Here is a 22573-nt window from a genome sequence, read left to right as displayed (position 1 = left end):
GTTCTGCGTGTTCCAGGTGCTGCCACTCGAAGGGCTCGCCGAGGCGCGGCTGGGGGAGGAGCGTGCCGTGCTCCAGCAGCGCCTGGGCAGCCACCGCACGTTCCGCAAGGGGCACGCTCAGACCGGGCTGGCCGACGAGTACGTGCGGCACGGGCTGATCCTCCATCACGACGACCATGAGCGGCTCATCTACATCGAGGTCTTCGACACCCCTCTCTACTACCGGGACGTGCAGCTGCTCGGCCGCCCGTACATCGCCGTCCGCGACGAGCTGGACATGCTCGGCCGCCCGTTCGTCGAGAACGACGAGGGGTGCGAGTTCCCCGACGACGGCTTCAACCTCTGGTGCGCGGACAGGGACGTGTCCATCGTCGGGCTCTTCCCCAAGGACCGGCGCGGCCGCGTGGGCGACTTCGTGGAGGGCGAGTCGCGCGTGGGGACGCTCACCGACCACGAGATCACGCCGGGCGTGGGCACCGGGCCGGTGCGGCTGGGCATGCGGCGGGACGACCTCCGGGCCATGCTCGGCACCTGCCTGGAGTCCGTCCCCGAGTACGGGGCGGCGGGCGAGGACTCCTACATCGAGCACGGGCTGACGCTGGAGTTCGACGCCGACGACGTCCTCACGGGGATCGTCATCGCCTCGCTCGCCCGCACGGTCACCTGCGAGCGGGTTCAGCTGCTCGGGCGGCCGCTCCGCGACGTCGTCACGGAGCTCGCGGCGGCGGGCGTGACCGTCGAGCCGGGCGAGCTGGCCGGCCACGCGCCGGGCTTCACGCTCCAGTGCCCCAGCGAGGCATGGATCGTGTCGGCCGTCCGCATCGGGTAGCCGCGCTTTCGGACAGCCACGCTTTCCGATAAAGGAACGCGGGCAAGTTCAGCGATTTCCGCACAGCGCGAACGTCCGGACGATTCCACACTGATGGCCGCCCCGTCCCCATGGAAGGGAAAGCCCGCCGGTGAAGAAATCGTTCAAGCTGATTCCCGCGATCGCGGCCCTGGTCGCCGGAATCATGGCCAGTCCCGCGCCCGCCCAAGCAGTGGCCAACCCCTACCAGCGCGGGCCGGCGCCCACCGAGGCCAGCGTCACCGCCAAGCTGGGCCCGTTCGCCATCGCCAGCAAGAAGGTCGGCGCGTTCAGCCACCCGGGCATCCGGGAGGGCACCCTCTACTACCCGACCGACACCAGCCAGGGCACGTTCGGCGCGATCGCCGTCGCGCCCGGCTTCGTCTCACCCGAGGCCCTGGTGTCCTGGTACGGGCCACGGCTCGCCTCCCAGGGCTTCGTCGTCATGACCCTGGAGATCACCACCGGATTCGACCTGCCCGAGGCCAGGGCGGCCCAGCTGCTGTCCGCGCTCGACTACATCAAGAAGGACGCCACCGTCAAAAGCCGGATCGACCCGAACCGGCTCGCGGTGATGGGCTGGTCCATGGGCGGCGGCGGCACCCTGCGCGCCGCGCAGCAGACCCCGAGCCTCAAGGCCGCCATCCCGCTCGCGCCCTGGGACCTCGGCATGGACTGGAGCAACGTCCGCGTGCCGACCATGATCATGGGTGGGGACAACGACTTCGTCGCCAGCCCCGGCTTCCACTCCGAGCCGTTCTACGCGCAGCTCGCGGGCGAGAAGGCGTACCTGGAGCTGGAGAACGCCGGGCACTTCACCTTCACCAGCGACAACGACACCATCGCCAAATACGCCATCTCGTGGATGAAGCGGTGGGTCGACGAGGACACCCGCTACAACCAGTTCCTGTGCCCGCCGCCCCCGGCGCCGAGCCCGACGATCCAGGTGTACCGCCAGACCTGCCCCTACTGAGCTCACACCTACAGAGCCCACGCCTGCTGCGCCCACACTGGTGAGAAACCGGCCCGCCGGGAGCGCCCCGCTCCCGGCGGGCCGCCGCATGCGTCCGGGACGCCGCGCAGTCAGGACGCCGCGCAGTCAGGACGACATGGATTCAGGGCAATGCCGTAAGCCATCACAGCACCCGGCGCGGACGATCTTCAACGGCGCGAATACCCGAAGATCATCACGTGGCCTCGGCAGCTGTTGTGATCGTTTAGCTCCTGTCCCGTTGCGATGATCTTCGGGAATTGGTCCGGCGAGAGGAGCCGAGAATGCGTGTACGGAAGATCCTGATGGGCGCGAGTGTCACCGCCATGGTGGTCGGCGGGTTCAGCGTCCCCGCCCAGGCTGCGGACTTCAAGCCGCACAGCTCCTACCCCACCAGGAGCAAGTGTGTTGATGCGGGTCAGCAGTACGTGCGCGAGAACTACAACGCGTACAAGTGCACCGAGCGGCCGAGCGACTGGTTGCTCTGGCTCAAGTGACAGGCTCCTCCAGGAGCTAGATGGTCTCCTCCTTGCGCGGGGCCGGTGTGGGGCCCCGCACAAGGAGGGTTTCGTATGTAGCGGGGGCGTTCAGCCGCTTCGGCGGGGGGCCGTGGAGTCGCGGACGACGAGGCGGCAGGGCATGCGGTGCACGCCGCCGCCGGCGCCGCCGTCGATGGCGGTGAACAGGTGCTGGGCCGCGGCGCGGCCGAGGCGTTCGAGGTTCATGTCGACGGTGGTCAGCGGCGGCCGGGCCTCGGTGGCGAAGACGTCCCAGTTGTCATAGCCGACGATGGCGAGGTCGTCGGGAACCCGGCGGCCGAGCTCGTGTGCGGCCTCGGCGACGCCATAGGCGATCTGGTCGCTGCCGCAGAACACCGCGTCCAGCTCGGGAGCGGTCGTCAGCAGCAGCTCGGCGGCCTGCCGGCCCCAGCGCTGTGACCAGGCGCCGTGCAGCACCTCTCCTCCGGCGAGCGGCAGGCCCGCCTCGTCCAGGACGGCGCGCATCCCGACGGCGCGGTCCCTGGCGGCCAGGTAGTCGACGGGACCCGTCACGTGCGCGATGCGGCGGCGGCCCAGGGTGAGCAGGTGGTTGACGGCCAGCCCGGCGCCGCCGACGTCGTCGGGCACGAACGACACGTCCGCGGGGTCGGTGGACGGCCCGTACGCGTAGACGACGGGAATCGGCAGGTCGTCGGTGATGGACGGGCGCGGGTCGGTGCTCTCGGCGACGACGATGAGGCCGTCGACGCGGCGGGCGAGCAGCGTGCGGATGTAGTGCTGCTCGCGGATGGAGTCGCCGCGGCCGTCGCAGAGCAGGACCGACATCTTGCCGGCGCCGAAGGCGTCCTCGGCGCCCAGCAGCACCGGCAGGCTGAACCGGTCGACCCCGTCGGTGAGCAGGCCGGCGGTCTGCGTCCGGCCGCTGAGCAGGCCGCGCGCCAGGGCGTTGGGCTGGAATCCGAGCTCCTCGGCGACCTGGAGCACCCGGGCGCGGGTCTCGGCCCGTACCTGCTCGCGTCCGTTGAGCGCCTTGGAAGCGGTGGCGATCGACACTCCGGCACCGGCCGCGACATCACTGATCGTGACCGATCGCTTCCGTCCCATCGCAGAAAACCTTTCGTATGGGCCGACATCGGCCGCCCAAGGACACGTTCGAGCAATGGGCCGTTGACAGGGTCTCTCTCCAGGTTTATAGCTCTTATCAGAGTACCGAAAACCTTTCAGGTCGTTTCGGGACGATGGTCCGTGTGACGCCTCACACACTTCGGTCTCCAGAAGGAGGGCCATGAAGACCAATCGATGCGCCGTGGGGATGCTCGCGCTGGGACTCGCGCTGGGCGCCTGTGGCGGCGGCGACGGCGACTCGGGGAACGCCGCGAACGGCACCACGATCACCATGTGGACCCGGTCGCCCACCGAGGCGCAGTCCCGCAGGCTGGTCGACGCCTACAACGCCGCGCACAAGAACAAGGTCAAGCTCACCGTCATCCCGGTCGACAACTACCAGCCCCGGATCGCCGCGGCCGCCGGGGCCAAGAACCTGCCGGACGTCTTCGCCGCCGACGTGATCTTCGTGCCGAAGTACACCTCGCAAGGGCTCTTCCTCGACCTCTCCGACCGGATCGCCAAACTGCCGTACGCCGCCGCCATGGCTCCGTCGCACATGAAGCTCGGCACGTACGAGGGACGCAAGTACACCCTGCCTCACACGCTCGACCTGTCCGTCCTCTTCTACAACAAGGTGCTCTACAAGAAGGCGGGCCTCGACCCCGAGAAGCCGCCGAAGACCCTCAAGGAGTTCGCCCAGCACGCCACCACCATCCGCAAGAAGATCGGTGGCGACACCTACGGCACGTTCTGGGGCGGCTCCTGCGGCGGCTGCTACGTGTTCACCTACTGGCCGTCGATCTGGGCCGCCGGCGGCGAGGTGATGGACGAGCAGGGCACCACGTCCACCATCGACGCCCCGCAGTCCCAGCAGGTCTTCCAGACCTACCGGGACCTCTGGGCGAACGGCGTCGTCGACCCGGCGACCAAGGACGAGAAGGGCGCCACCTGGACCGGCGTCTTCCCCAAGGGGAAGGTCGGCCTGCTGCCCATGCCGTCCACCACGCTCGGGACGATGCCCGACAACGACAAGGTCAAGGTCGGGGTCGCCCCCATCCCCGGGCCCGACGGCGGGGAGTCGACGTTCGTCGGCGGGGACTCCGTCGGCATCTCCTCGACCAGCAAGAACGCGGACGCCGCCTGGGACTTCATCTCCTGGACCATGTCCGACCAGGCCCAGACCGAGATCGTGGCCAAGAACAAGGACGTCGTGGCCCGCACCGACCTGGCCGGCAACAAGTACTCGGCCGCCGACCCCCGGGTCGTCCTCATCAACAGCATGGTGGCCAAGGGCAAGACCCCGTTCGCCATGAACTTCGGCCCCACCTACAACGATCCCAACGGGCCGTGGTTGCAGGTCGCCAGGGGAGCGGTCTTCGGGAACGACGTGCCCGGCGCGCTGACGGCCGGTGCCGGGAAGCTGACCGCCGCGCTGAAGCAGCAGTGAGGATGAGCGTGACCATCGCCCGATCCCGCGCCGGAAAGCCGGGCGGCTCCGCGCACGCCGAGTCCGCGCGGGATCGGCGGCCGGCGCCGCGGCGGCCCTGGTGGCGGTCGCGCGGCCTGGCGGGGTGGGGCTACGCCATGCCCACCGCCGTCGTCGTGGCCGTGTTCTTCCTGTTGCCGCTCGTCATGGTGTTCTGGATGTCGCTGCACCGGTGGCCGCTGCTGGGCGAGCCGACCGCGAACTTCCCGGCCGACTACACGCGTGCGCGCGACAACCAGCTGTTCCGCGACGCGGTCTGGTTCACCCTCAAGTACACGGCGATCATCACGGTGCTGCTGTCCGGGGCGGCGCTCGGGCTCGCCCTGCTCGTCCAGGAACGGCGGCGCGGCACCGGCTTCTACCGGACCGCGTTCTTCCTGCCCTGCGCGGTCGGGTTCGCGTCGGCCTCGCTGCTCTTCTACGGGCTGTTCAGCAACAGCATCGGGCCGCTCGACCCGATGCTGCGCGGGCTGGGCGTCATCGACGAGCCGGTCGCCTGGACCGGCACACCCGACATGGCGCTGTTCTCCACGATCGTCCTCGTCCTGTGGCGGTTCGCCGGGTTCAACATGCTGATCCTGCTCACCGGGCTCCAGGGCATCCCCGTGGAGGTGTACGAGGCGGCCCGGGTGGACGGCGCGTCCGGCTGGGCCACGTTCCGGCACATCACCCTGCCGCTGCTGCGGCCCGCGATCGCGCTGATGCTCACGCTCAGCGTCACGGGCTCGCTGCTGGCGTTCGACCAGTTCTTCATCCTCACCCAGGGCGGGCCGGACAACAGCACGATGTCGATGGTCATGGTGATCTACCGGGAGGCCTTCGTCCGCTTCGACCTCGGCGCGGCCGCCGCGCTGTCGGTCGTGGTGCTCGCCGTCCTGATCGTGCTGAACGTCGTCCAGCTGGGAGTGCTGCGGCACCGCACCCGGAAGGAGAAAGGATGAGGGCCCGATTCGGTTTCCACGGCGCCGGGGCGTGTCTCGCCGTGCTGTTCCTGTTCCCCCTTCTGTGGAGCGGCTACTCCTCGCTCAAGGGACAGCCGGGCAGCGGCCAGGCGTCCGGCTTCGGCCTGGGCAATTACACCAAGATGGCCGGCTACGGCGAGGGGCTGCCGACGTACCTGTTCAACAGCGTGGCCGTCTCCGCCATGACGGTCGCCGGCACGATCGTCGTGTCCGGGCTGGGCGGGTACGCGTTCGCCCGGTTCTCCTTCCCCGGCAAGAACCTGCTCTTCCTCGCGACCCTGTCCATCCTGATGGTGCCGTACGCGACCATCCTCATCCCGCTGTACGTGCTGCTCGGATGGTTGCACCTGCAGAACACCCTCGTCGGGCTCAGCCTGGTGCTCGTCATGTTCCAGCTGCCGTTCGCGGTGTTCATGATGCGCAACTCCTTCGAGGCCGTGCCCAAGGAACTGGAGGAGGCCGCGCTCGTCGACGGCTGCACCACGTTCACGGCCCTGCTCCGGGTCCTGCTGCACGCGGTCCGGCCGGGGCTGATCACGGTCGGGCTCTTCGCCTTCCTGACCGCCTGGAACGACTTCTTCGCGCCGCTGATCCTCATCAATGACGCCGCCAAGTTCACCTTGCCGGTCGCCACCGTGAGCATGCAGCAGCGCACGTTCGGCGCCATCGACTACGGCGCGCTCGAGGCCGGCGTGGTCGTCATGGCGCTGCCGTGCCTGGTGCTGTTCCTCGTCCTCCAACGCCACTACGTGCGTGGATTCATGTCGGGAGCGTTGCGTGGCTGAGCCGATCAAGGGACCGGTCGTTCCGACCAGGGGCGCGCTGCGCCCGCTCGGAGTCGACGAAGTACGCCTCGCCCCCGGATTCTGGGGCGACCGGCAGGAGCTGAACGCCTCGGTCATCCTCGGCCACTGCCGGGACTGGATGACCCGTACCGGATGGATCGGCAACTTCCGCGTCGCGGCGGAAGGACGCCCGGCCGGCGAGCTCAGCGGCCGGGAGTTCGCCGACTCGGAGGTCTACAAGCTGCTGGAGGGACTCGCCTGGGAGTCCGCGCGCGCCGGGGCGGACGCCCCCGGGCTGAAGGAGATCACCGCCCTGGTCGCCGCCGCCCAGGAACCGGACGGCTACCTCAACACCCGGTTCGGCCCGCTCGGCCCGGGCCATCGCTACGGCGACCTCGAATGGGGCCACGAGCTCTACTGCTACGGCCACCTCATCCAGGCGGCCGTGGCGCGTGCCCGCACGCACGGCGAGGACGAGCTGACCAGGGTCGCCCGGCGCGCGGCCGACCACGTGTACCGCGAGTTCGGACCGGACGGCAGGGAGGGGGTCTGCGGCCACGCCGAGATCGAGATGGCCCTGGTGGAGCTGTGGCGGGTGACCGGCGACGACCGCTACCTGGAACAGGCTCGGCTGTTCGTGGAACGGCGCGGCCGGCCGGCGCTCGCCGACATCGAATACGGCCGGACCTACTTCCAGGACGACGTGCCGGTCCGTGAGGCCCGCGTCATGCGAGGTCACGCCGTCCGTGCCCTGTATCTGGCGAGCGGCGCGGTCGACGTGGCCGTGGAGACGGGCGACGACGAACTGCTGCAGGCCGTGATCGCGCAATGGGATCGCACGGTCGCCGCCCGCACGTACCTCACCGGCGGAATGGGCTCGCGCTACTCCGGCGAGTCGTTCGGCGAGGACCACGAACTGCCCCCGGAATCGGCGTACTCGGAGACCTGCGCGGCCGTCGCCTCGGTCATGCTCTCCTGGCGGCTGCTGCTGGCCACCGGCGAGCCGCGTTTCGCCGATCTCGCCGAACGGACGCTCTACAACGTCGTGGCCGCCTCGCCCGCGATGGACGGACAAGCCTTCTTCTACGTCAACACGCTCCAGCAGCGCGTCCCGGGGCCGCGCGTGGAGGGGCAGTGGCCCTGGGGGCGGCCCCCGGTGGGCCGGCGGGCGCCATGGCTCGCGGTCTCGTGCTGCCCGGCCAACCTCGGCCGGACACTGGCGAGCCTCCCGGCCTACGTGGCCACCACCGACGACCACGGCGTCCAACTGCACCAGCTCACCGCGTGCACGATCGAGACCGCCCTGCCCCGCGGCCGCGTGGGACTCCGCGTCGAGACGGGTTATCCCTGGTCGGGGGCCGTGACCGTACGAGTCATGGAGGCGCCCGGCGGGCCATGGCGGATCAGCCTCCGCGTTCCGGCGTGGTCGGACGGCGCGTCGGTGTCGTACGGCGATACGCGGCAGGCCGCCGCCCCGGGGCTCGTCACGATCGAACGCGACTGGCGGCCGGGGGAGGAGCTCCGGCTCGACCTCCCGATGCGTCCCCGCTGGACCCGTCCCGACCCGCGCATCGACGCCGTGCGCGGCTGCGTCGCGGTCGAGCGCGGTCCGCTGGTCTACTGCGCCGAGTCCCCCGACACCCGGCTGGACGTGCTCGGCGTGGATCCCGCGACACCTCCAGCCGAGAGCACGAGTGCCGATCTGGGCTCGGCGGTGACGCTGACCGTGAACGCCCGCGAGACCCGCCCGGAGGAGACACCCTGGCCCTACGGAGATGAGCCGGCCACCTCGGCGGACGCCCCGGAGCCCCTCACCCTCATCCCGTACCACCTGTGGGGAAATCGGGGTCCCGCCGCCATGCGAGTGTGGCTTCCCGAAATCTCCTGACGACAATCCGAACGCCTCGATCCGGCAGCTGATAAAGCCGGGTCGAGGCGTTCGGCATAGTCCCCCGGCACTAAAAGGGAATTGGCTCCCTGTGGCCTATGTGCGCCGGCATCGGACTCTTAGGCTCCAGGCACGCTCAAGAAATCACGCTCAAGAAATCCCATTGAGAGAAGGGAACGGTCATGGGCTACAAGAAGCTGGTGCCCGCACTCGCGGTGCCGGGAATCGCTCTGGCGATGCTGGGCGCGCCCGCCGCATCCGCTCAGACCTCAGTTCAAGCCGCGGCTCCCGCCGCCAAGGCCGGCGCCGGTGGCGGCACCGCCGAGATCCAGACGCGCAAGGGCTGGGCCTGCTCCAAGCCGAAGGGCAAGAAGTTCAACATCTCTTACGACGAGGCGCGCGACTCGACGACGTTCTATTTCAATAACCACTGCAAGACGAAGCGGACCATCAGGGTCGTGGTCAAGGCCGGCAAGAGCAAGCCGCATCAGCACGCGTGCATCACCGTGAATCCCGGGACAAAGGGCAAGAAGAAGGTTTGGCACCAGGGCTGGGACATCGTGTCGGTCACGTCCCCGAAGGAGTGCTAGCGCGTTCCGCCCGTCAGGCGGGCGCGGCGGCGGAGGCCTCCCAGGGCACCGGACGGAGATAGCCCGTCCCGAGCAGCCGGCTGTGGTTCCACCAGTCGTCGTCCGGCGCGTCGAGACCGTCGACGACGAGCCGGGCCGGCGGGAACGGCCGTCCTTCGCGCAACTGCGCCAGATCCGTCAGGCGGGCCCGGTCCGCCGCGAGGTCGCCGGGCCCGTCCAGGCTGCCCAGCCCGGCCCGCAGGTCCCGGTAGTACTTCTCCTCGTCGATCAGCACCGCGATCTCGTAGAGCTCGATCGTCACGAACCGGCCCGGCATGGACTCCATGCCCTCGCGCAGCAGCGCGGCGTGCTCGTCCAGCCGCCCGGCGTCCTGGAAGATCGAGTGCAGGGCGGGCAGGGCGGCGTCGAGCTGGGCGAGCGCGCGTTCCGTCGGGGCGAGCGGCGCGGTGACCTCGACCGGGCCCTCGTCGTCGTCATCGTCCTCGGGAGGGAACGTCGTCGTCACCAGGTCCGCGGGCCGGAACATCGCCAGCCACAGCAGCGGCACGCAGTAGACGTCCTCGGCGAGCACGCACTGCTCGATGTCGGGGATGTCGTCCGCCCAGCCGGGGTTGATCCCCTCGTGGTCGCCGACGAAGAGATATGACCGATTCGCCATGGCCGGTGACCTTAGCGGACCCTTAGTCCCTCAAGGTCGCGAATCTGCAGGATAAGTCCCCGAACGATGAGCCTTTGGGCCGGTGGGAGCCGTTCTATCTGGAGGAGGTGACTCAGGTGGCATCGGCCGCCTGGTGAGGCAGGAGGGGCGATCGGAACCGTGAGAGGCCGGCATCAAGGCAAGGGACCGTTCCAACGTGCTGTCGATCGTTCCGGGAGGTTCCTCGGGGCCGCCGCCCGGCAGCCGACGGGCCGGCAGGTGCTCGCCGTCGGGGGCGCCATCACCGTGGTGCTGGTCGCGGCGACCGTGACGCAGGCCCAGTTCCGGGCGGTGGGAGAGCCGTCGCCCGCCCCCGTCCCGCCGAGGCCGATCGTGAGCGATGACCGCACGCCCACCCCGATGGCATCGATGTCCTCGCCCCCGCCGCCGCCGACACGGGCCCCGTCCAGCCCTCCCGCCCGGCCCGGCCCCACCGCGCCTTCCAGTCCCCCCGCGCGCGCCACGCCGAAGACCACCGCGCTCTTCGAGGTCTTCAGCGGGGCGGACGCCGACGGCCCCTCGGGCGGGCGGCGGACCGCAGTGCTCGGCGGACGCACGTCCACCAGCAGCACGACCTTCTGGGTGGGCTGCGAGGAGACGCCCGCCGTCACCAGGTTCAACTTGAGAAGGGCCTACACGACCTTGTCCACCGCACTGATCCTCGGCTCGGCCGCCCCGGCGGGACTGAAGGTCCAGGTCGTCCTGCGAGGGGACGGCGCGGTGCTCGAACGGCGGGTCGTGGCCCGGGGAGCGCCGGCGTCCGTGCGGGCCCGGGTCACCGGAGTGCGGACCCTGGCGGTGGAGGCGACCGCGATCGAGGGCAGGTGCGGGACGGCCTCGGTGGGGTACGGCATCGCCTACGACGCCGTCCTCCGGTTCGCCGGCTGACCTGATCTTGTCAACCGGCCGCTCACCTGGATCGTCTTCTCCACAGGACCGATCACCGGGGGAATGGTCATGATCGCTGGTCACCAGGTGGCCTTCTTTCTGCGCGAGCTCGGTTCACCCGATCCTGAGCGCCGCGCGGCCGCGGCCAAGGGCCTGAGCCGGGCTCCCGGGCATGCCGCCGAACTGGCCGCCTTGGCCGCGGACCCGGCGCCGCAGGTGCGCGCGGCGGCCGCGCTGGGGCTCGGCAGGCAGCTCGGCGGGCAGGGCGAGGAGGCGCCGATCGAGCCGCTGACGGTGTTGTGCTCCGATGCCGACGCCGAGGTCCGGCGGCGCGCGGTCAACGCGCTGAACCGGCTCGGTGCGACCGGCCCCGAGGTGGCCGCGTGCTTCGCGCGGCGGGTCGAGGACACCGCGTTGCGCAACCGGGCCGTCGTGCTCGACTGGCTGCTGCGGTCCGAGGTGGCGGTGCCCGCCGAGTCGCTGATCCCGCTGGTGGCCGACTCCGACTCGCTGGTGTGGGGGCCGGCCGGATGCCTGCTGCGCCTGCTGCCCGAGGCCGACGCGGTCCTGGCCGATCTGGTGCGCACCGGAACGGCCGATGTGCGCCGGCGCGCGCTGGACCGGCTGGACTCCCCGCAGGCCGGTATCCCGGGAATGGGCGCCGGTAACGGGCCTGAGGCGCGCGAGGCGGCCTGGCGCCGGTTGTGGGATCCCGATCCGCGGGTGACGCGGGCCCTGCTGGCTGCCCTTGAGGCGGAGACCGAAGCGGGCGCGCGCACCATCCTGTTCGGCGCGCTGGCCGCGCACCGCGTGCCCGAGGCCGTGGCGCCGGCGGCCGCCTGGCTGGCCGACCCCGGGTGCGGGCCCGCCGCGGCGGCGGCACTGGCCGGCGCGGGCACGGTCGAGGCCGTCGAGTTGCTGCGGCGGGCCGCCGGGGGATCCGGGCGGCGGTGGGCCCGGCTGCGCGCCGTGGCCGCCCGGGAGCTGGGAGCCGCCGGCGGTGCGCCCGAGGCCGAGTTTCTCTTCGGTCTTCTGGAGGATCGGGCCGAGCCGGTGCGCCTGGGCGCGGTCGAGGGGCTGGGCGCCTTCTTCCGGCGGATCGACGGCGACCTGACCGGCCGGCTGGAGCGGTGGCGGGCCGGACGTGTGCCCGGTCTGCCGGTCCCGCCCGCCGCGGGCGACCCCGCGGTGCGCGAGCTGGCGCGCCGGTCGGCCGAGCGGCTTACGCACATGCTCCGCGGCGACGTGGAGAACGCCGACACCTACCACAACGCCCTGTACCACCTTCCGGAGGTGCGTCCCCTGCTGCCGGCGCTGCTGGAAGATCCCGAGGGCCGGGTGCGCTCCACCGCCCTCCACCTCGCCGAACGATTCGGCGACATCGGCTTCACCGGCAGGCTGAGGTTCCTCGACGACGCCCATCCCCACGTGCGCCAAGGCGCGGCGATGAGCTTCTTGCAAGTGGCCAAGGGAGAGGGACTGACGACGGCCGAACAGGACGTACTTCGCCCTCATCTTGAACGCAGCCAGAACGACACCGACTACTACGTCCGCACCTTCACGGCCGCCGCGCTGACGCATCTGGACCCCCGCGGGTTCAGGCCTGACGCGGCCAGTTGAACCACCCACATCTCCCGGATGGGCGCCTAGCCTGAAAGCCGGGGAGGCGACGTTGAAATGTTGTACGTGTCGCTGCTGGGGGACCAGGTCATCAACGATGACGAGACCGGACTGCGGACTCGTTCACCACGAACGGTCGCCCTCGTCGCGTTCCTGGTCGCCCATGCCGGGTCACCCCAGGCCCGGCAGCGCATCGCGGGGCTGTTCTGGCCCGATTCGGCGGACGCCCAGGCGCTGACCAACCTGCGCCGGGAGCTGCACCACCTGCGCCAGATTCTCGGCCAGGCCTCCTCACTCGTCGTGACGTCCAGGGATCTGTGCTGGCAGGACACGCCTATGTGCCAGGTCGACCTGCGAGTCTTCGCCGCCGAGCGCGAACTCGCCTTGGCGGCGGCGGCCAGGGACGACGACAAGGCGGCCGTCGAGCACGCCGCCCGGGCCGTCGCCGAGTACAAGGGGGACCTGCTGCCCGGTCTGTACGACGACTGGGTGCTCGACGCCAGGTCAGAGCTCCAGCGCCAGTGCGTGGACATGTGCGACCTGGTCGCCTCGACGAGGGCCGGGAGCGGTGATCTGGCCGGGGCCGTCGACGCCGCCCGCCGCCGGATCCGGTTGCAGCCGCTGGAGGAGGTCGGCTATCGCGTTCTGATGCGATTGCAGGCCGACCTGGGCGACCGGGCCGGTGCCATCAGCACCTACCACCACTGCGCGTCGGTCCTGGAGCGTGAGCTCGACATCGCTCCGGACCCGGCCACGCGGCAGGCGTTCCAGCGCCTGATGGCGGCCGCGCGGGAGGGCGCTCGGAAAGGAGCGCCGGCGATCGGGCCGGCGGGCCGCCGGTCCGGGGGCGCCGCGCCGCGCCTCGTCGGCCGGTCGCGGGAGCTCGGCCTGCTGTGCGAGGTGTGGCGGGCCGCCGCGGCGGGCCGTCCCGGCTTCGCGCTGGTCCGCGGTGGTGCCGGTGTCGGGAAGACCCGCCTGGTGACCGAGCTCGCCGGGCTGGCGCGGCGGCAGGGCGCCCTGGTGACCGGCAGCCAGTGCTTCGGGTCGTCGGGGCGGCTGGCGCTGGCGCCGGTGGCCGACTGGTTGCGCCACCCGGTCGTCCGGTCGGCCACCGCGACCCTGGACGAGGCGTGGCGTGCCGAGGTCGACCGGCTGGTGCCGGCCACGGGCGTGCACGGGGACCCCGGGGCCGGGGCGCGGGCCAAGGCGGACGCCTGGCAGCGTCACCGGTTCTTCGAGGGACTGGCGCGTGCGCTGATCGCCGTCGGCCGGCCCATGTTGCTGGTGCTGGACAACATGCAGTGGTGCGATCGGGAGACGCTGGAGTTCCTGGCGTTCTATCTGAGGCGGGCCTCCGGCGCCCAGGTCATGGTGACGGGAACGTCGCGCGACGACGGTCCGGGTGTGGATCCCGACCTGGCGGAGTGGACGGTCCGGATGCGCGCCACGGGGTTGCTCACCGAGCTCTCCCTCAGCCCGCTGGAGGTCGCCGACACGGGGCGCCTCGCCGAGGTGATCTCCGGCCGGCCGCTCCGGGAGGCCGACGCGAGCCTGCTCCACGCGACGACGGGCGGCTTCCCGTTGTACGTCGTGGAGGCCCTGCGCGGCAGTGCCGATCCGGACAGCGTCTCCGGCTCGCTCGGTGATCTCACCTCCGTCCTGCGCGACCGGCTGGACCAGGCGTCCGCGGCCGCCCGCGAGGTGGCCGGCCTGGCGGCGGCGGTCGGCACCGACTTCACGCTCGGCCTGCTCACCGAGGCGAGCGACCTCGACGCCGGTGCCGTGGTCGGGGCGGTCGACGAGCTGTGGCACCGCCGGATCGTGCGGGAGTTCGGCGACGGCTACGACTTCTCGCACGATCTGCTGCGCGACGCGGCGTACGCGCAGGTCAGCCCGCCGAAGCGGTGGCTGCTGCACCGCCGCGTCGCGCAGGGGCTGGAGCTGCTCCACGCCGACGACACCGACGCGGTCTCGGCCCAGCTGGCCGAGCAGTACGCGCGCGGCGGCCACCCCGACCGGGCGCTGGCGTACTACCGGCGGGCCGCCGAGGTCGTCGCGGGGCTGTTCGCGCACGCCGAGGCGATCATGTTGCACCGGAAGGCGCTGTCGATCGTGCGGGCGCTGCCCGCGGGCCGGAACAGGGACAGGAAGGAACTCGAGGTTCTCCAGGCCATGGCGGCGCCGCTCAACGCCAGGTACGGCTACGCGTCGCCGGACCTGTGCGAGACGCTCGAACGCTCGGTCGTGCTGACCGAAACGCTCGGCCACGACGACTCCTTGTCCGCCGCCCTGGTGGCGCTCTGGGCGTCGCGGTTCGTCCAGGGCCGTACAGCCGAGGGATACGAGACCGCGGTGCGCGCGCTGAGCATCGCCGGTCCGGACTCCGAGCAGAGCGGCCCGGCCCATCTCGCCGTCGGCGGGACGGCACTGAGCCTCGGCAGGCCCGCCGAGGCGCTGCGTCACCTGCGGCTCGGCGCCAGGCTGGCGAGCGGCGCCCTCGTGCTGAGCATCGGGACCAGGCCCGACATCCATGGCACGGCCTGGGCGGCGCACGTCCACTGGCTGCTCGGCCACGACGACGACGCGGCGGCCAGCAGTGCCGAGGCGATCGAGCTCGCCCGGGCGATCGGGCACCCCTACACCCTGGCCGTGGCGCTGGCGTACGGCTGTGTCACCCATCAGATGCGCGACGACGTGGCGCGGCTGGGGACGACCGTCGCCGAACTGCGCGAGCTGTGCGACCGGTACGACTTCGCCTACTACCGCGAATGGGGACTGATCCTCGACGGATGGGCCCGGGGCGGAGGCGAGGGCCTGGAGCTCGCCCGGCGGGGCATCGGGAACCTGAAGGCGGAAGGCTCGTTCGCCCGCATGCCGTACTGGCTGTCGCTGCTCGCCGACCTCCAGGCGCGCGACCACCAGCCGGACGCCGCGCGCGCGACCCTCGACGCCGCCCTCGCCGCCGGGCAGTCGCGCGACGACCTGTGGTGGCTGCCCGAGGTGATACGGATGCGAGCCGCCCTCGACGAGGGCGAATCGGCCATCGCGCGGCTGTGTTCCGCCGCGAGGACGGCGTCCGGCCAGGGCAGCACCGCGCTGCTCCGCCGATGCGAGCACGACCTGAGCGAGCGGACCTAGGCCGCGACTCTGAACTGGGCGTTCTGCTCTGAGGCCGAGGCGAACGCTGCGCGAACGCTGTGGTCCCTAACGTGCCGGTGTTCGAACGACACGACTCTGGGGGAACGACATGAGCACGGCAACAGGCCCTGCCGCCATGGCCTCGTACGAAGAGCTCGCCGCCGCCCTGCGCGGTGACCTGATCCGGCCGGGGGACGCCGGGTACGACACCGCGCGGGCCGTCTACAACGCCATGATCGACAAGCGTCCGGCCGCCATCGCGCGCTGCCGGGACGTCGTCGACGTCATCGCCTGCGTACGGTTCGGCAGGGCGCACGGCGTCGAGCTCGCGGTCCGCGGGGGCGGCCACAACGCGGCCGGTCTCGGGGTGTGGGACGACGCGCTGGTCATCGACCTCTCGCTGCTGCGCAGCACCACGGTCGATCCCCGCAACCGCACCGTCCGCGTCGACGCCGGATGCACGTGGGGAGACGTCGACCACGCGACCGTCGGGTTCGGCATGGCCACCCCGTCCGGGTTCCTCGCCTCGACCGGCGTGGGCGGGCTGACGCTCGGCGGAGGCATCGGCTACCTTTCCCGCCGGTTCGGTCTCACCATCGACAACCTGCTCGCCGCCGACGTGGTGCTCGCCGACGGCACGTTCGCGACGGCCAGCGAGGATTCCCACAGTGACCTGTTCTGGGCCCTGCGCGGCGGTGGCGGGAACTTCGGCATCGTCACCTCGTTCACGTTCCGCTGCCATGACATCGGCGAGGGCGGCACCATCATCGGCGGCCCGGTCCTGTACGACCTGGCCGACACTCCCGACGTCATGCGCTGGTACCGGGAACTGCTGCCGTCGCTGCCGGAGGAGCTGAGCGGCTGGTTCGGGCTGATCACCGTTCCGCCCGCTCCGCCGTTCCCGGAGGAACTCTGGGGACGCAAGGCCGCCGCGATCGTGTGGTGCTACACCGGTGCGCACGACCATGCCGACAAGGTGCTCGAACCGGTCAAGTCCTTCGGCTCGCCTCTGCTGATGGGCCTCCACGAGATGCCGTTCTCCGTCCTGCAGAGCGCGTTCGACGGCCTCTACCCCGCCGGCCTGCAGTGGTACTGGCGGGCGGACTTCTTCAACGAGATCTCCGACGCCGCGATCGACGTCCACCTCAAGTACGGGGAGCAGCTGCCGACCGGCCACTCCACCATGCACCTCTACCCCGTCGACGGGGCGGCCGGCCGCGTGCCCGCCGACGCCACGGCGTTCCCGTACCGCGACGGCGGCTGGGCCGGCGTCATCGTCGGCGTCGACCCGGACCCGGCCAACGCCGAGCTCATCTCGCAATGGACGCGCGACTACTGGGAGGCCCTGCACCCCAGCTCGGCCGGCGGAGCCTACGTCAACTTCCTCATGAGCGAGGGCCAGGAGCGGGTCAAGGCGGCCTACCGGGACAACTACGCCCGGCTGACCCAGGTCAAGGACCGCTACGACCCGGACAACACCTTCCACATCAACCAGAACATCCGGCCCAGCTCCTAGCGGCCCGGCAGGCGCCTGGTCCTGCGGGGGCGGATCAGGCGGCGACGGCGTAGCCCGCGTCCAGCGCGAAGGCCAGGCCGAAGAACACCGCGCCGAGCACCATCATCTGCGCGCGGGCGCCGGCCGTCCCGGCATCGGAGGTGACGAACTGCGGCAGGAAGGCCAGGAAGAACAGCGCGACCTTCGGGTTGAGCACGTTGACCACCACGCCGTCGCGGAACACGCGGCGCAGCGGGAGCGGGCTCGGCGTGGAGCTGGCGGCCCTGCTGGCCGAGGATCTGCCCGGCCTGATGGAGGACGCCGGCCACCACCCCAGCGGGCTGCCCGCGCTGCGACGCCGTGGCCGCGCACCTCACCGCCACCGGGTTGCGCACCACGCCCGACCAGGTACTGGTCACGACCGGGGTGTCCCAGGTGCTGGCGCTGGCGGCGCAGACGTACCTGCGCAGGCGGTCGGTCGTCGTCGTGGAGTCCCCGGGCTGGCCCGGCTGCTTCGACGTGTTCCGGGCGGCGGGGGCACGGCTGGCCGGGATGCCGCTCGACCAGGACGGCATCCGCGTAGACGGGCTGGCGCGGGCGTTCGCCCCGGCTCGCCGCCGCCTGGGCGGAGCTGACCGGCTCATGAGTCCTGGAGCAGGGACGCCGTTGAACTGCGGAAATCGTCGCGCTTTATGATCTGTAGGTCTGGTCGGGGAAGAAGAGCAGAGGGGTTTCGCATGCCACGTGTCGCGGCTGCCGATCGTGTCGACCGGCCTGCGCTGCTGGAGTTCCTTCGAACGCGCCATCGGGGCCTGCTGGTCACCGGCAGGTCGGACGGCCGTCCGCAGATGTCGCCGGTGACCTGCGGGGTGGACGGGGATGGCCGGATCGTCGTGTCCACCTATCCGGAGCGCGTCAAGGCGCGCAACGCCCGCCGGGACCCGGCGGTGTCGATCTGTGTCCTGTCCGATGACTGGGACGGGCCGTACGTGCAGGTCGACGGCCAGGCCGAGGTCTTGGACATGCCGGCGGCGCTGGACGGGCTCGTGGAGTACTTCCGCTGCATCTCCGGTGAGCATCCGGACTGGGACGAGTACCGCGAGGCGATGACGCGGCAGAACAAGTCGCTGATCCGGATCGATATCGAGCGCTGGGGCCCGATCGCGACCGGCGGGTTCCCGCCGCAGCTCGCCCAGTCCTGACCCGCTGATCGATCATCGCGGAGAGCCTGGTCCCGAGGGGCCGGGGGCTCTAGGCTCTCCGAAATGTCCCTCTTTCCCATGACGAGGACCACGACCCTCCTGACCGCCGGCGTCGCCACCGCCACGGCGGTCACGCTGGCCGTCACGCTCACCTCCGGTGACCCGGAGCCGGTGCGCGCGGCCCCGGTGGCGGCCACGCAGACCATCGCCCTCCAGCCGTCCGGCGATCTGCGTACGGACCTGGACGCCGTCCTCGCCGACCCCGCGCTCAAGGGCGCCAAGGTGGGCGTCGTCGTCCGCTCCTACGGCGACGGGAAGCTGCTGTACGCGCGGGGCGGGGGCACGCCCCTCATTCCCGCGTCCAACCAGAAGCTCGCGACCACGGCCGCCGCGTTCGGGATCCTGGGGCCGGGCCACACGTTCCGGACGAACGTCATGACGCGCGCCGCGCGCCGCGGCGCCACGCTCCGTGGCGACCTCGTGCTGAAGGGGACCGGCGACCCGACCCTCCAGGCCAAGGACTACGACCGCCTCGCCGCCCAGCTCCGCGCCAAGGGCGTCCGCAAGGTCACCGGGCGCCTCGTCGCCGACGACTCCTGGTTCGACGCCCGCCGCTGGCCGGCGGGGTGGGACCCCACCGACGCGCCGTACGCGTACGCCGCGCAGGTCTCGGCGCTCACCGTGTCGCCGGACGCCGACTTCAACGCGGGCTCCATCGCCGTCGAGGTCAGCCCGCGCGCCGCCGGGACGCCCGCCGCCGTGCGCACCGTCCCCGCCACCGGCTACGTCAAGATCGTCAACAGGGCCACGACCGGTGCCGCCGGGAGCGCCTCCACGATCAGCGTGCTCCGCAAGACCGGCACCAACGTCATCGAGGTCACCGGCTCGCAGCCCGCCGGCGGCGGCACCCGCACGAGCCTGGCCAGCGTCCACGAGCCGGCCCTCTACGCCGCCGACGTCTTCCGCCGCGCCCTGCACGCCCGCGGCATCGCCGTCACCGGCAAGACCGTGCGCGGCACCGCCCCCAAGGGCTCCCGCACCCTGGCGTCCCGCACGTCGATTCCCTTGTCGAAGCTGGCCGTTCCCTACATGAAGCTCAGCAACAACAACATCGCCGAGGTTCTCGTCAAGGCGATCGGCCGCAAGAAGACCGGCAAGGGCACCTGGGCCGCGGGACTGCCCGCCGTCCGGCGGTACGTGTCGACGCTCGGCATGAAGAACCCGCAGCTGGCCTTCGCCGACGGTTCCGGCCTCGGCCGCGGCAACCGGCAGACCGCAGACCAGCTCGTCACCCTGCTGCGCGGCGTCCGGACCAAGCCATGGTTCGGCACGTACTACAACGCCCTGCCGATCGCGGGCAAGCCCGACCCTTGGGTCGGCGGCACCCTGCGCACCCGCATGGCCGGGACGGCGGCTGAGGGAAACGCCCACGCCAAGACCGGCACCCTCACCGGCGCGACCGCCCTGTCCGGCTACGTCAAGGATCCGAACGGCGTCCGCGTCGTCTACTCGATCCTCTTCAACGCCTACCCGGGCTCCATCACGGCCGTCCGCGGCGCCCAAGACAAGATCGTCGTCCGGCTGGCCGCCGGATCCAGCCAGCAGCGGCTCACCGTGCAGTCGGACCCGGGCCGGCGCGTTCCCTCGCTCGAATGCTCCTGGACGGGAACCTGCTGATCGGGCGGCACCGGTCGGCGGCGCCGGGGATCAGCGGGCGCCGGGCCTGGTCGTGAGGGCGAGCACGTGCTCGACGAGGGTCATGAGCACGTGCTTGCCCGACGCCCGCTCGCGGACGTCGCACTGCACGATCGGGATGTCGCCGGGAATGTCGAGGGCCACGCGGATCTTCTCGGAGTCATGCCGGACCGCGCCGTCGAAGCCGTTGACCGCGACGATGAACGGCAGCCGTTGCCGCTCGAAGTAGTCGATGGCGGGGAAGCACTCCTCCAGACGCCGCGTGTCGACCAGCACGACGCCTCCCAGCGCCCCGGACGCCAGCTCGTCCCACATGAACCGGAACCGCTCCTGGCCGGGCGTGCCGAACAGGTAGAGCACCAGGCCGTACCGGAGGGTGATGCGCCCGAAGTCCATGGCGACCGTGGTGGTCGACTTCTGGTCCACGCCGGAGGTGTCGTCGACGCCGACGCCGCGGTCGGAGAGCTGCGCCTCGGTGCGCAGCGGCTGGATGTCGCTGACGGAGCCCACCAGCGTGGTCTTGCCGGCGCCGAAGCCACCGGCGATGACGATCTTGATGACCAGCGGCGGCGCGGTGTCCGGCGCGGGCTCGGGGTGCACGGAGTCCATCGGATGTCACCGGAGCCAGTGCGCGAAGCGGCGGCGCAGGGACGGCCATCGGGACGGGACTGAGCCCGCCCGGCCGGGCCAGGGATGCGTCGCGTCCCACCCTCGGCCGGCGCTTGCCCCGGCGTGGACTGTCCTGTGCAGGGTGAGCGGTGGGGCGGGCTCCAGGGGGCGCTTGGGGGTGAACGTGACGGGGAGGGTGGCGAGGTGGCGGGTCAGCCAGGCTCTGTCCCATCTCAGCTCGTCCTCGGGCACGGCCAGGCTGACGTCGGGGAGGCGGCCGAGCAGGGTGTCGATGCCCGTCTCGGCGATGGCCCGGCTGATGTCCTGGCCGGGGCATTCGTGCGCGCCGCCGCCGAAGGCGAGGTGGGAGCGGTTGCCCAGGAGGGACGCGGTGATGTCGGGCCGGATCGCGGGGTCGATGTTGCCGGCGGCGAGGGCGAGGAGCATCAGGTCGCCCGCCTTGATCTTCTGCCCGCCGAGTTCGGTGTCGGCGACGGCCCAGCGTCCGACCATGGTCCGGAACGGCGGCTCGTCCCAGAGGATCTGCTCGACGGCGTCGGGCAGCGTCATGTGGCCGCCCGCGAGGGAGGCCCTGCAGCGCGGGTCGGTGTGCACCATCCGCAGCGTGCTCGCGACCAGGCCGACGGTGGTCTCGTTGCCGATCACGAGGGCGACCCGGAGGTTCTGCACGACCTCCATGTCGCCGAGCTCGGCGGAATGGCCGATCAGCCGGGACGCGACGTCGTTCCCGGGGGCGGCCCGCTTCTGCGCGACGACCTGCCGCAGCGTCGTGACGATGTGCTCGTTGCTCGCGACCGCGGTCTCCGCCCCGGTCATGAGGTCTTGCGTGGCCTTGACGAGGGACGGGGCTGCCTGGTCGGGGATGCCGAGGAGCTTGGCCATGACGTGCATGGGCAGGTGCTGGGCGAACTGGGTGACCAGGTCGGCCCGGCCGTCGGCGCAGAACCGGTCGATGAGGTCGTCGGCGAACCGGGTGACGTGCCGGCGGACGCCGCGGCGGTTGAGGCCCGCCAGGCTGTCGTTGATGGCCGACCGCAGCCTGCGGTGCTCGTCGCCCTCGGCGAACCGGACCATCGGCTTCCAGTCGGTCATCGGCAGCAGCGGCGAGTCGGGCGGCACCCTCCCTTCGAGTGCCAGGTTCCAGACGCGCGAATCGCGGGTGAAGCGCGTGGATGTGCGGGCGACCTCCAGGTTCTCGCGGTAGCCGAGGACGAGCCACGCCGGGAGGTCGCCGGCCACCAGGACGGGCGCGACCGGCCCGTGCTCGCGGCGGAGCCGCTCGTAGAAGGTCTCCGGGTCGGCCACGACCTCGGGGGCGAACAGGTTCACCAGGCCGCCCCCGTCGGGACCCGCGTGTGCCGGGCACTGCGGTGGCGGGGAGCCGGCGCTGCTCGCGTGCGGCTCCGCGGACGGGCCGGTGGGGGCACCGGCGGGAGTAGGCGTCACGGTCATCGTTCCCGGTTCGTCGCAACGGTGAGGGAGTGGAGGTAGCGCATCAGCACGAGGAGGGTGTCGCGGCAGCCGGCGCGGTCGCGGGCATCGAACTCGACGATGGGCACGGGCTCGGGCAGGTCGAGGGCCGCCCGGATCTCGTCCAGGGGATACTTCGGGGCCTCGGGGAAGGCGTTGACCGCCACGATGAACGGGACTCCGCGCTCTTCGAGCCGGCCGAGCACGTCGAAGCTGACCTCCAGCCGCCGGGTGTCGATGAGGACCACCGCGCCCAGCGCGCCTTCGAACAGCCCCTTCCACAGGAACCAGAAGCGCTCCTGCCCGGGCGTGCCGAACAGGTAGAGCACCAGCTCGTCGTTGAGGCTGATCCGGCCGAAGTCCATGGCCACGGTGGTCTCGGTCTTGCTCTCCACCCCGTCGGTCTCGTCCACCCCGACGCTGGCCTGCGTCATGGTCTCCTCGGTGGTCAGGGGCCGGATCTCGCTCACCGACCCGACCAGGGTGGTCTTCCCGACGCCGAAGCCTCCGACGATCACCACCTTGACCGCCGCCAGGGTCGAGGCGGACAGCGTGTCCTCCGCCGGCGGCCCGACCCTCATG

The 22573-nt window shown here is 71.4% G+C and carries 21 protein-coding genes; 15 read left to right on the top strand and 6 right to left on the bottom strand.

The window, feature by feature from the left end; genetic code table 11:
- Positions 1 to 7 precede the first annotated feature (7 nt).
- The 3 genes from ACGFNU_RS16065 (at position 8) to ACGFNU_RS16055 (ending at position 2335) form a co-directional block, all read left to right on the top strand.
- Positions 8 to 829 carry a hypothetical protein gene (locus ACGFNU_RS16065; protein ID WP_392594147.1) on the top strand — a complete coding sequence of 274 codons (822 nt, stop codon included), beginning with the start codon at positions 8 to 10 and terminating at the stop codon, positions 827 to 829.
- A 130-nt stretch (positions 830 to 959) separates the two neighbouring features.
- The gene (locus ACGFNU_RS16060) at positions 960 to 1820 is read left to right on the top strand and encodes an alpha/beta hydrolase family protein (RefSeq protein WP_392594146.1); all 861 of its coding nucleotides are present in this window, start codon (positions 960 to 962) and stop codon (positions 1818 to 1820) included.
- Between the two features lie 302 nt (positions 1821 to 2122).
- Positions 2123 to 2335, top strand: coding sequence for a hypothetical protein (locus ACGFNU_RS16055; protein ID WP_392594144.1), 213 nt, complete (start codon positions 2123 to 2125; stop codon positions 2333 to 2335).
- Between the two features lie 90 nt (positions 2336 to 2425).
- Here the strand turns inward: ACGFNU_RS16055 and ACGFNU_RS16050 are convergent, their stop codons facing one another.
- Positions 2426 to 3442: a LacI family DNA-binding transcriptional regulator gene (locus ACGFNU_RS16050; RefSeq protein WP_392594143.1), complete on the bottom strand. Its 1017-nt coding sequence runs from the start codon at positions 3440 to 3442 to the stop codon at positions 2426 to 2428.
- A gap of 181 nt (positions 3443 to 3623) precedes the next feature.
- On the opposite strand from ACGFNU_RS16050, the gene ACGFNU_RS16045 reads away from it, so the two are divergent.
- The 5 genes from ACGFNU_RS16045 to ACGFNU_RS16025 all read left to right on the top strand — a co-directional run bounded on the left by ACGFNU_RS16045 (position 3624) and on the right by ACGFNU_RS16025 (position 9156).
- A complete protein-coding gene (locus tag ACGFNU_RS16045; protein ID WP_392594141.1) occupies positions 3624 to 4892 on the top strand; it encodes an ABC transporter substrate-binding protein in 1269 nt (422 codons plus the stop codon).
- A gap of 2 nt (positions 4893 to 4894) precedes the next feature.
- Positions 4895 to 5872, top strand: coding sequence for a carbohydrate ABC transporter permease (locus ACGFNU_RS16040; protein ID WP_392594140.1), 978 nt, complete (start codon positions 4895 to 4897; stop codon positions 5870 to 5872).
- Entirely contained in the window at positions 5869 to 6678 is an 810-nt protein-coding gene (locus ACGFNU_RS16035; protein WP_392594138.1) for a carbohydrate ABC transporter permease, read from the top strand. The genes ACGFNU_RS16040 and ACGFNU_RS16035 overlap by 4 nt, the downstream gene beginning before the upstream one ends.
- Complete coding sequence (locus tag ACGFNU_RS16030) at positions 6671 to 8566, top strand: glycoside hydrolase family 127 protein (RefSeq protein ID WP_392594137.1); 1896 nt, start codon at positions 6671 to 6673, stop codon at positions 8564 to 8566. Before ACGFNU_RS16035 ends, ACGFNU_RS16030 begins: the two co-directional genes overlap by 8 nt.
- Before the next feature lie 182 nt (positions 8567 to 8748).
- Complete coding sequence (locus ACGFNU_RS16025; RefSeq protein WP_392594136.1) at positions 8749 to 9156, top strand: hypothetical protein; 408 nt, start codon at positions 8749 to 8751, stop codon at positions 9154 to 9156.
- Between the two features lie 13 nt (positions 9157 to 9169).
- On the opposite strand, the gene ACGFNU_RS16020 is transcribed toward ACGFNU_RS16025, so the two are convergent.
- Positions 9170 to 9814 (bottom strand): hypothetical protein, encoded by a 645-nt coding sequence (locus ACGFNU_RS16020; protein ID WP_392594135.1) that lies wholly within the window; start codon positions 9812 to 9814, stop codon positions 9170 to 9172.
- Between the two features lie 258 nt (positions 9815 to 10072).
- Between ACGFNU_RS16020 and ACGFNU_RS16015 the strand changes: the two genes are divergently transcribed.
- The 4 genes from ACGFNU_RS16015 (at position 10073) to ACGFNU_RS16000 (ending at position 17015) form a co-directional block, all read left to right on the top strand.
- Positions 10073 to 10741 (top strand): hypothetical protein, encoded by a 669-nt coding sequence (locus ACGFNU_RS16015; protein WP_392594134.1) that lies wholly within the window; start codon positions 10073 to 10075, stop codon positions 10739 to 10741.
- Positions 10742 to 10810: 69 nt separating this feature from the next.
- Complete coding sequence (locus tag ACGFNU_RS16010) at positions 10811 to 12361, top strand: HEAT repeat domain-containing protein (protein WP_392594133.1); 1551 nt, start codon at positions 10811 to 10813, stop codon at positions 12359 to 12361.
- 66 nt (positions 12362 to 12427) lie between these two features.
- Complete coding sequence (locus ACGFNU_RS16005) at positions 12428 to 15499, top strand: ATP-binding protein (RefSeq protein WP_392594132.1); 3072 nt, start codon at positions 12428 to 12430, stop codon at positions 15497 to 15499.
- Between the two features lie 109 nt (positions 15500 to 15608).
- Positions 15609 to 17015, top strand: a complete 1407-nt coding sequence (locus ACGFNU_RS16000; protein ID WP_392594131.1) for an FAD-binding oxidoreductase — start codon at positions 15609 to 15611, stop codon at positions 17013 to 17015.
- Positions 17016 to 17049: 34 nt separating this feature from the next.
- Here ACGFNU_RS16000 and ACGFNU_RS15995 read toward each other — a convergent pair whose 3' ends face one another.
- Positions 17050 to 17238, bottom strand: a complete 189-nt coding sequence (locus tag ACGFNU_RS15995) for a LysE family transporter (RefSeq protein ID WP_392594129.1) — start codon at positions 17236 to 17238, stop codon at positions 17050 to 17052.
- 116 nt (positions 17239 to 17354) lie between these two features.
- Here ACGFNU_RS15995 and ACGFNU_RS15990 point away from each other — a divergent pair, with 116 nt between their 5' ends.
- The 3 genes from ACGFNU_RS15990 (at position 17355) to dacB (ending at position 19873) form a co-directional block, all read left to right on the top strand.
- Positions 17355 to 17690 (top strand): aminotransferase class I/II-fold pyridoxal phosphate-dependent enzyme, encoded by a 336-nt coding sequence (locus tag ACGFNU_RS15990; protein ID WP_392594127.1) that lies wholly within the window; start codon positions 17355 to 17357, stop codon positions 17688 to 17690.
- Between the two features lie 41 nt (positions 17691 to 17731).
- Entirely contained in the window at positions 17732 to 18196 is a 465-nt protein-coding gene (locus ACGFNU_RS15985; RefSeq protein WP_392594125.1) for a PPOX class F420-dependent oxidoreductase, read from the top strand.
- Between the two features lie 63 nt (positions 18197 to 18259).
- Positions 18260 to 19873 (top strand): D-alanyl-D-alanine carboxypeptidase/D-alanyl-D-alanine-endopeptidase, encoded by a 1614-nt coding sequence (gene dacB / locus ACGFNU_RS15980; RefSeq protein ID WP_392594123.1) that lies wholly within the window; start codon positions 18260 to 18262, stop codon positions 19871 to 19873.
- Between the two features lie 30 nt (positions 19874 to 19903).
- Here dacB and ACGFNU_RS15975 read toward each other — a convergent pair whose 3' ends face one another.
- From ACGFNU_RS15975 to ACGFNU_RS15965, 3 genes are read right to left on the bottom strand one after another with little or no spacing between them, the layout of a single operon-like run.
- A complete protein-coding gene (locus ACGFNU_RS15975; RefSeq protein WP_392594121.1) occupies positions 19904 to 20500 on the bottom strand; it encodes an ATP/GTP-binding protein in 597 nt (198 codons plus the stop codon).
- Positions 20501 to 20506: 6 nt separating this feature from the next.
- Positions 20507 to 21973 (bottom strand): cytochrome P450, encoded by a 1467-nt coding sequence (locus ACGFNU_RS15970; RefSeq protein WP_392594119.1) that lies wholly within the window; start codon positions 21971 to 21973, stop codon positions 20507 to 20509.
- On the bottom strand, positions 21970 to 22572 hold the full coding sequence (locus tag ACGFNU_RS15965; protein WP_392594118.1) for an ATP/GTP-binding protein: 603 nt from the start codon (positions 22570 to 22572) through the stop codon (positions 21970 to 21972). The genes ACGFNU_RS15970 and ACGFNU_RS15965 overlap by 4 nt, the downstream gene beginning before the upstream one ends.
- Position 22573: the final 1 nt, after the last annotated feature.

Source organism: Spirillospora sp. NPDC048911, from assembly GCF_043198015.1.
Classification (GTDB): domain Bacteria; phylum Actinomycetota; class Actinomycetes; order Streptosporangiales; family Streptosporangiaceae; genus Spirillospora.
Note: the sequence above shows the minus strand (reverse complement) of the source record. Positions and strands in the feature narration are given on the sequence as shown.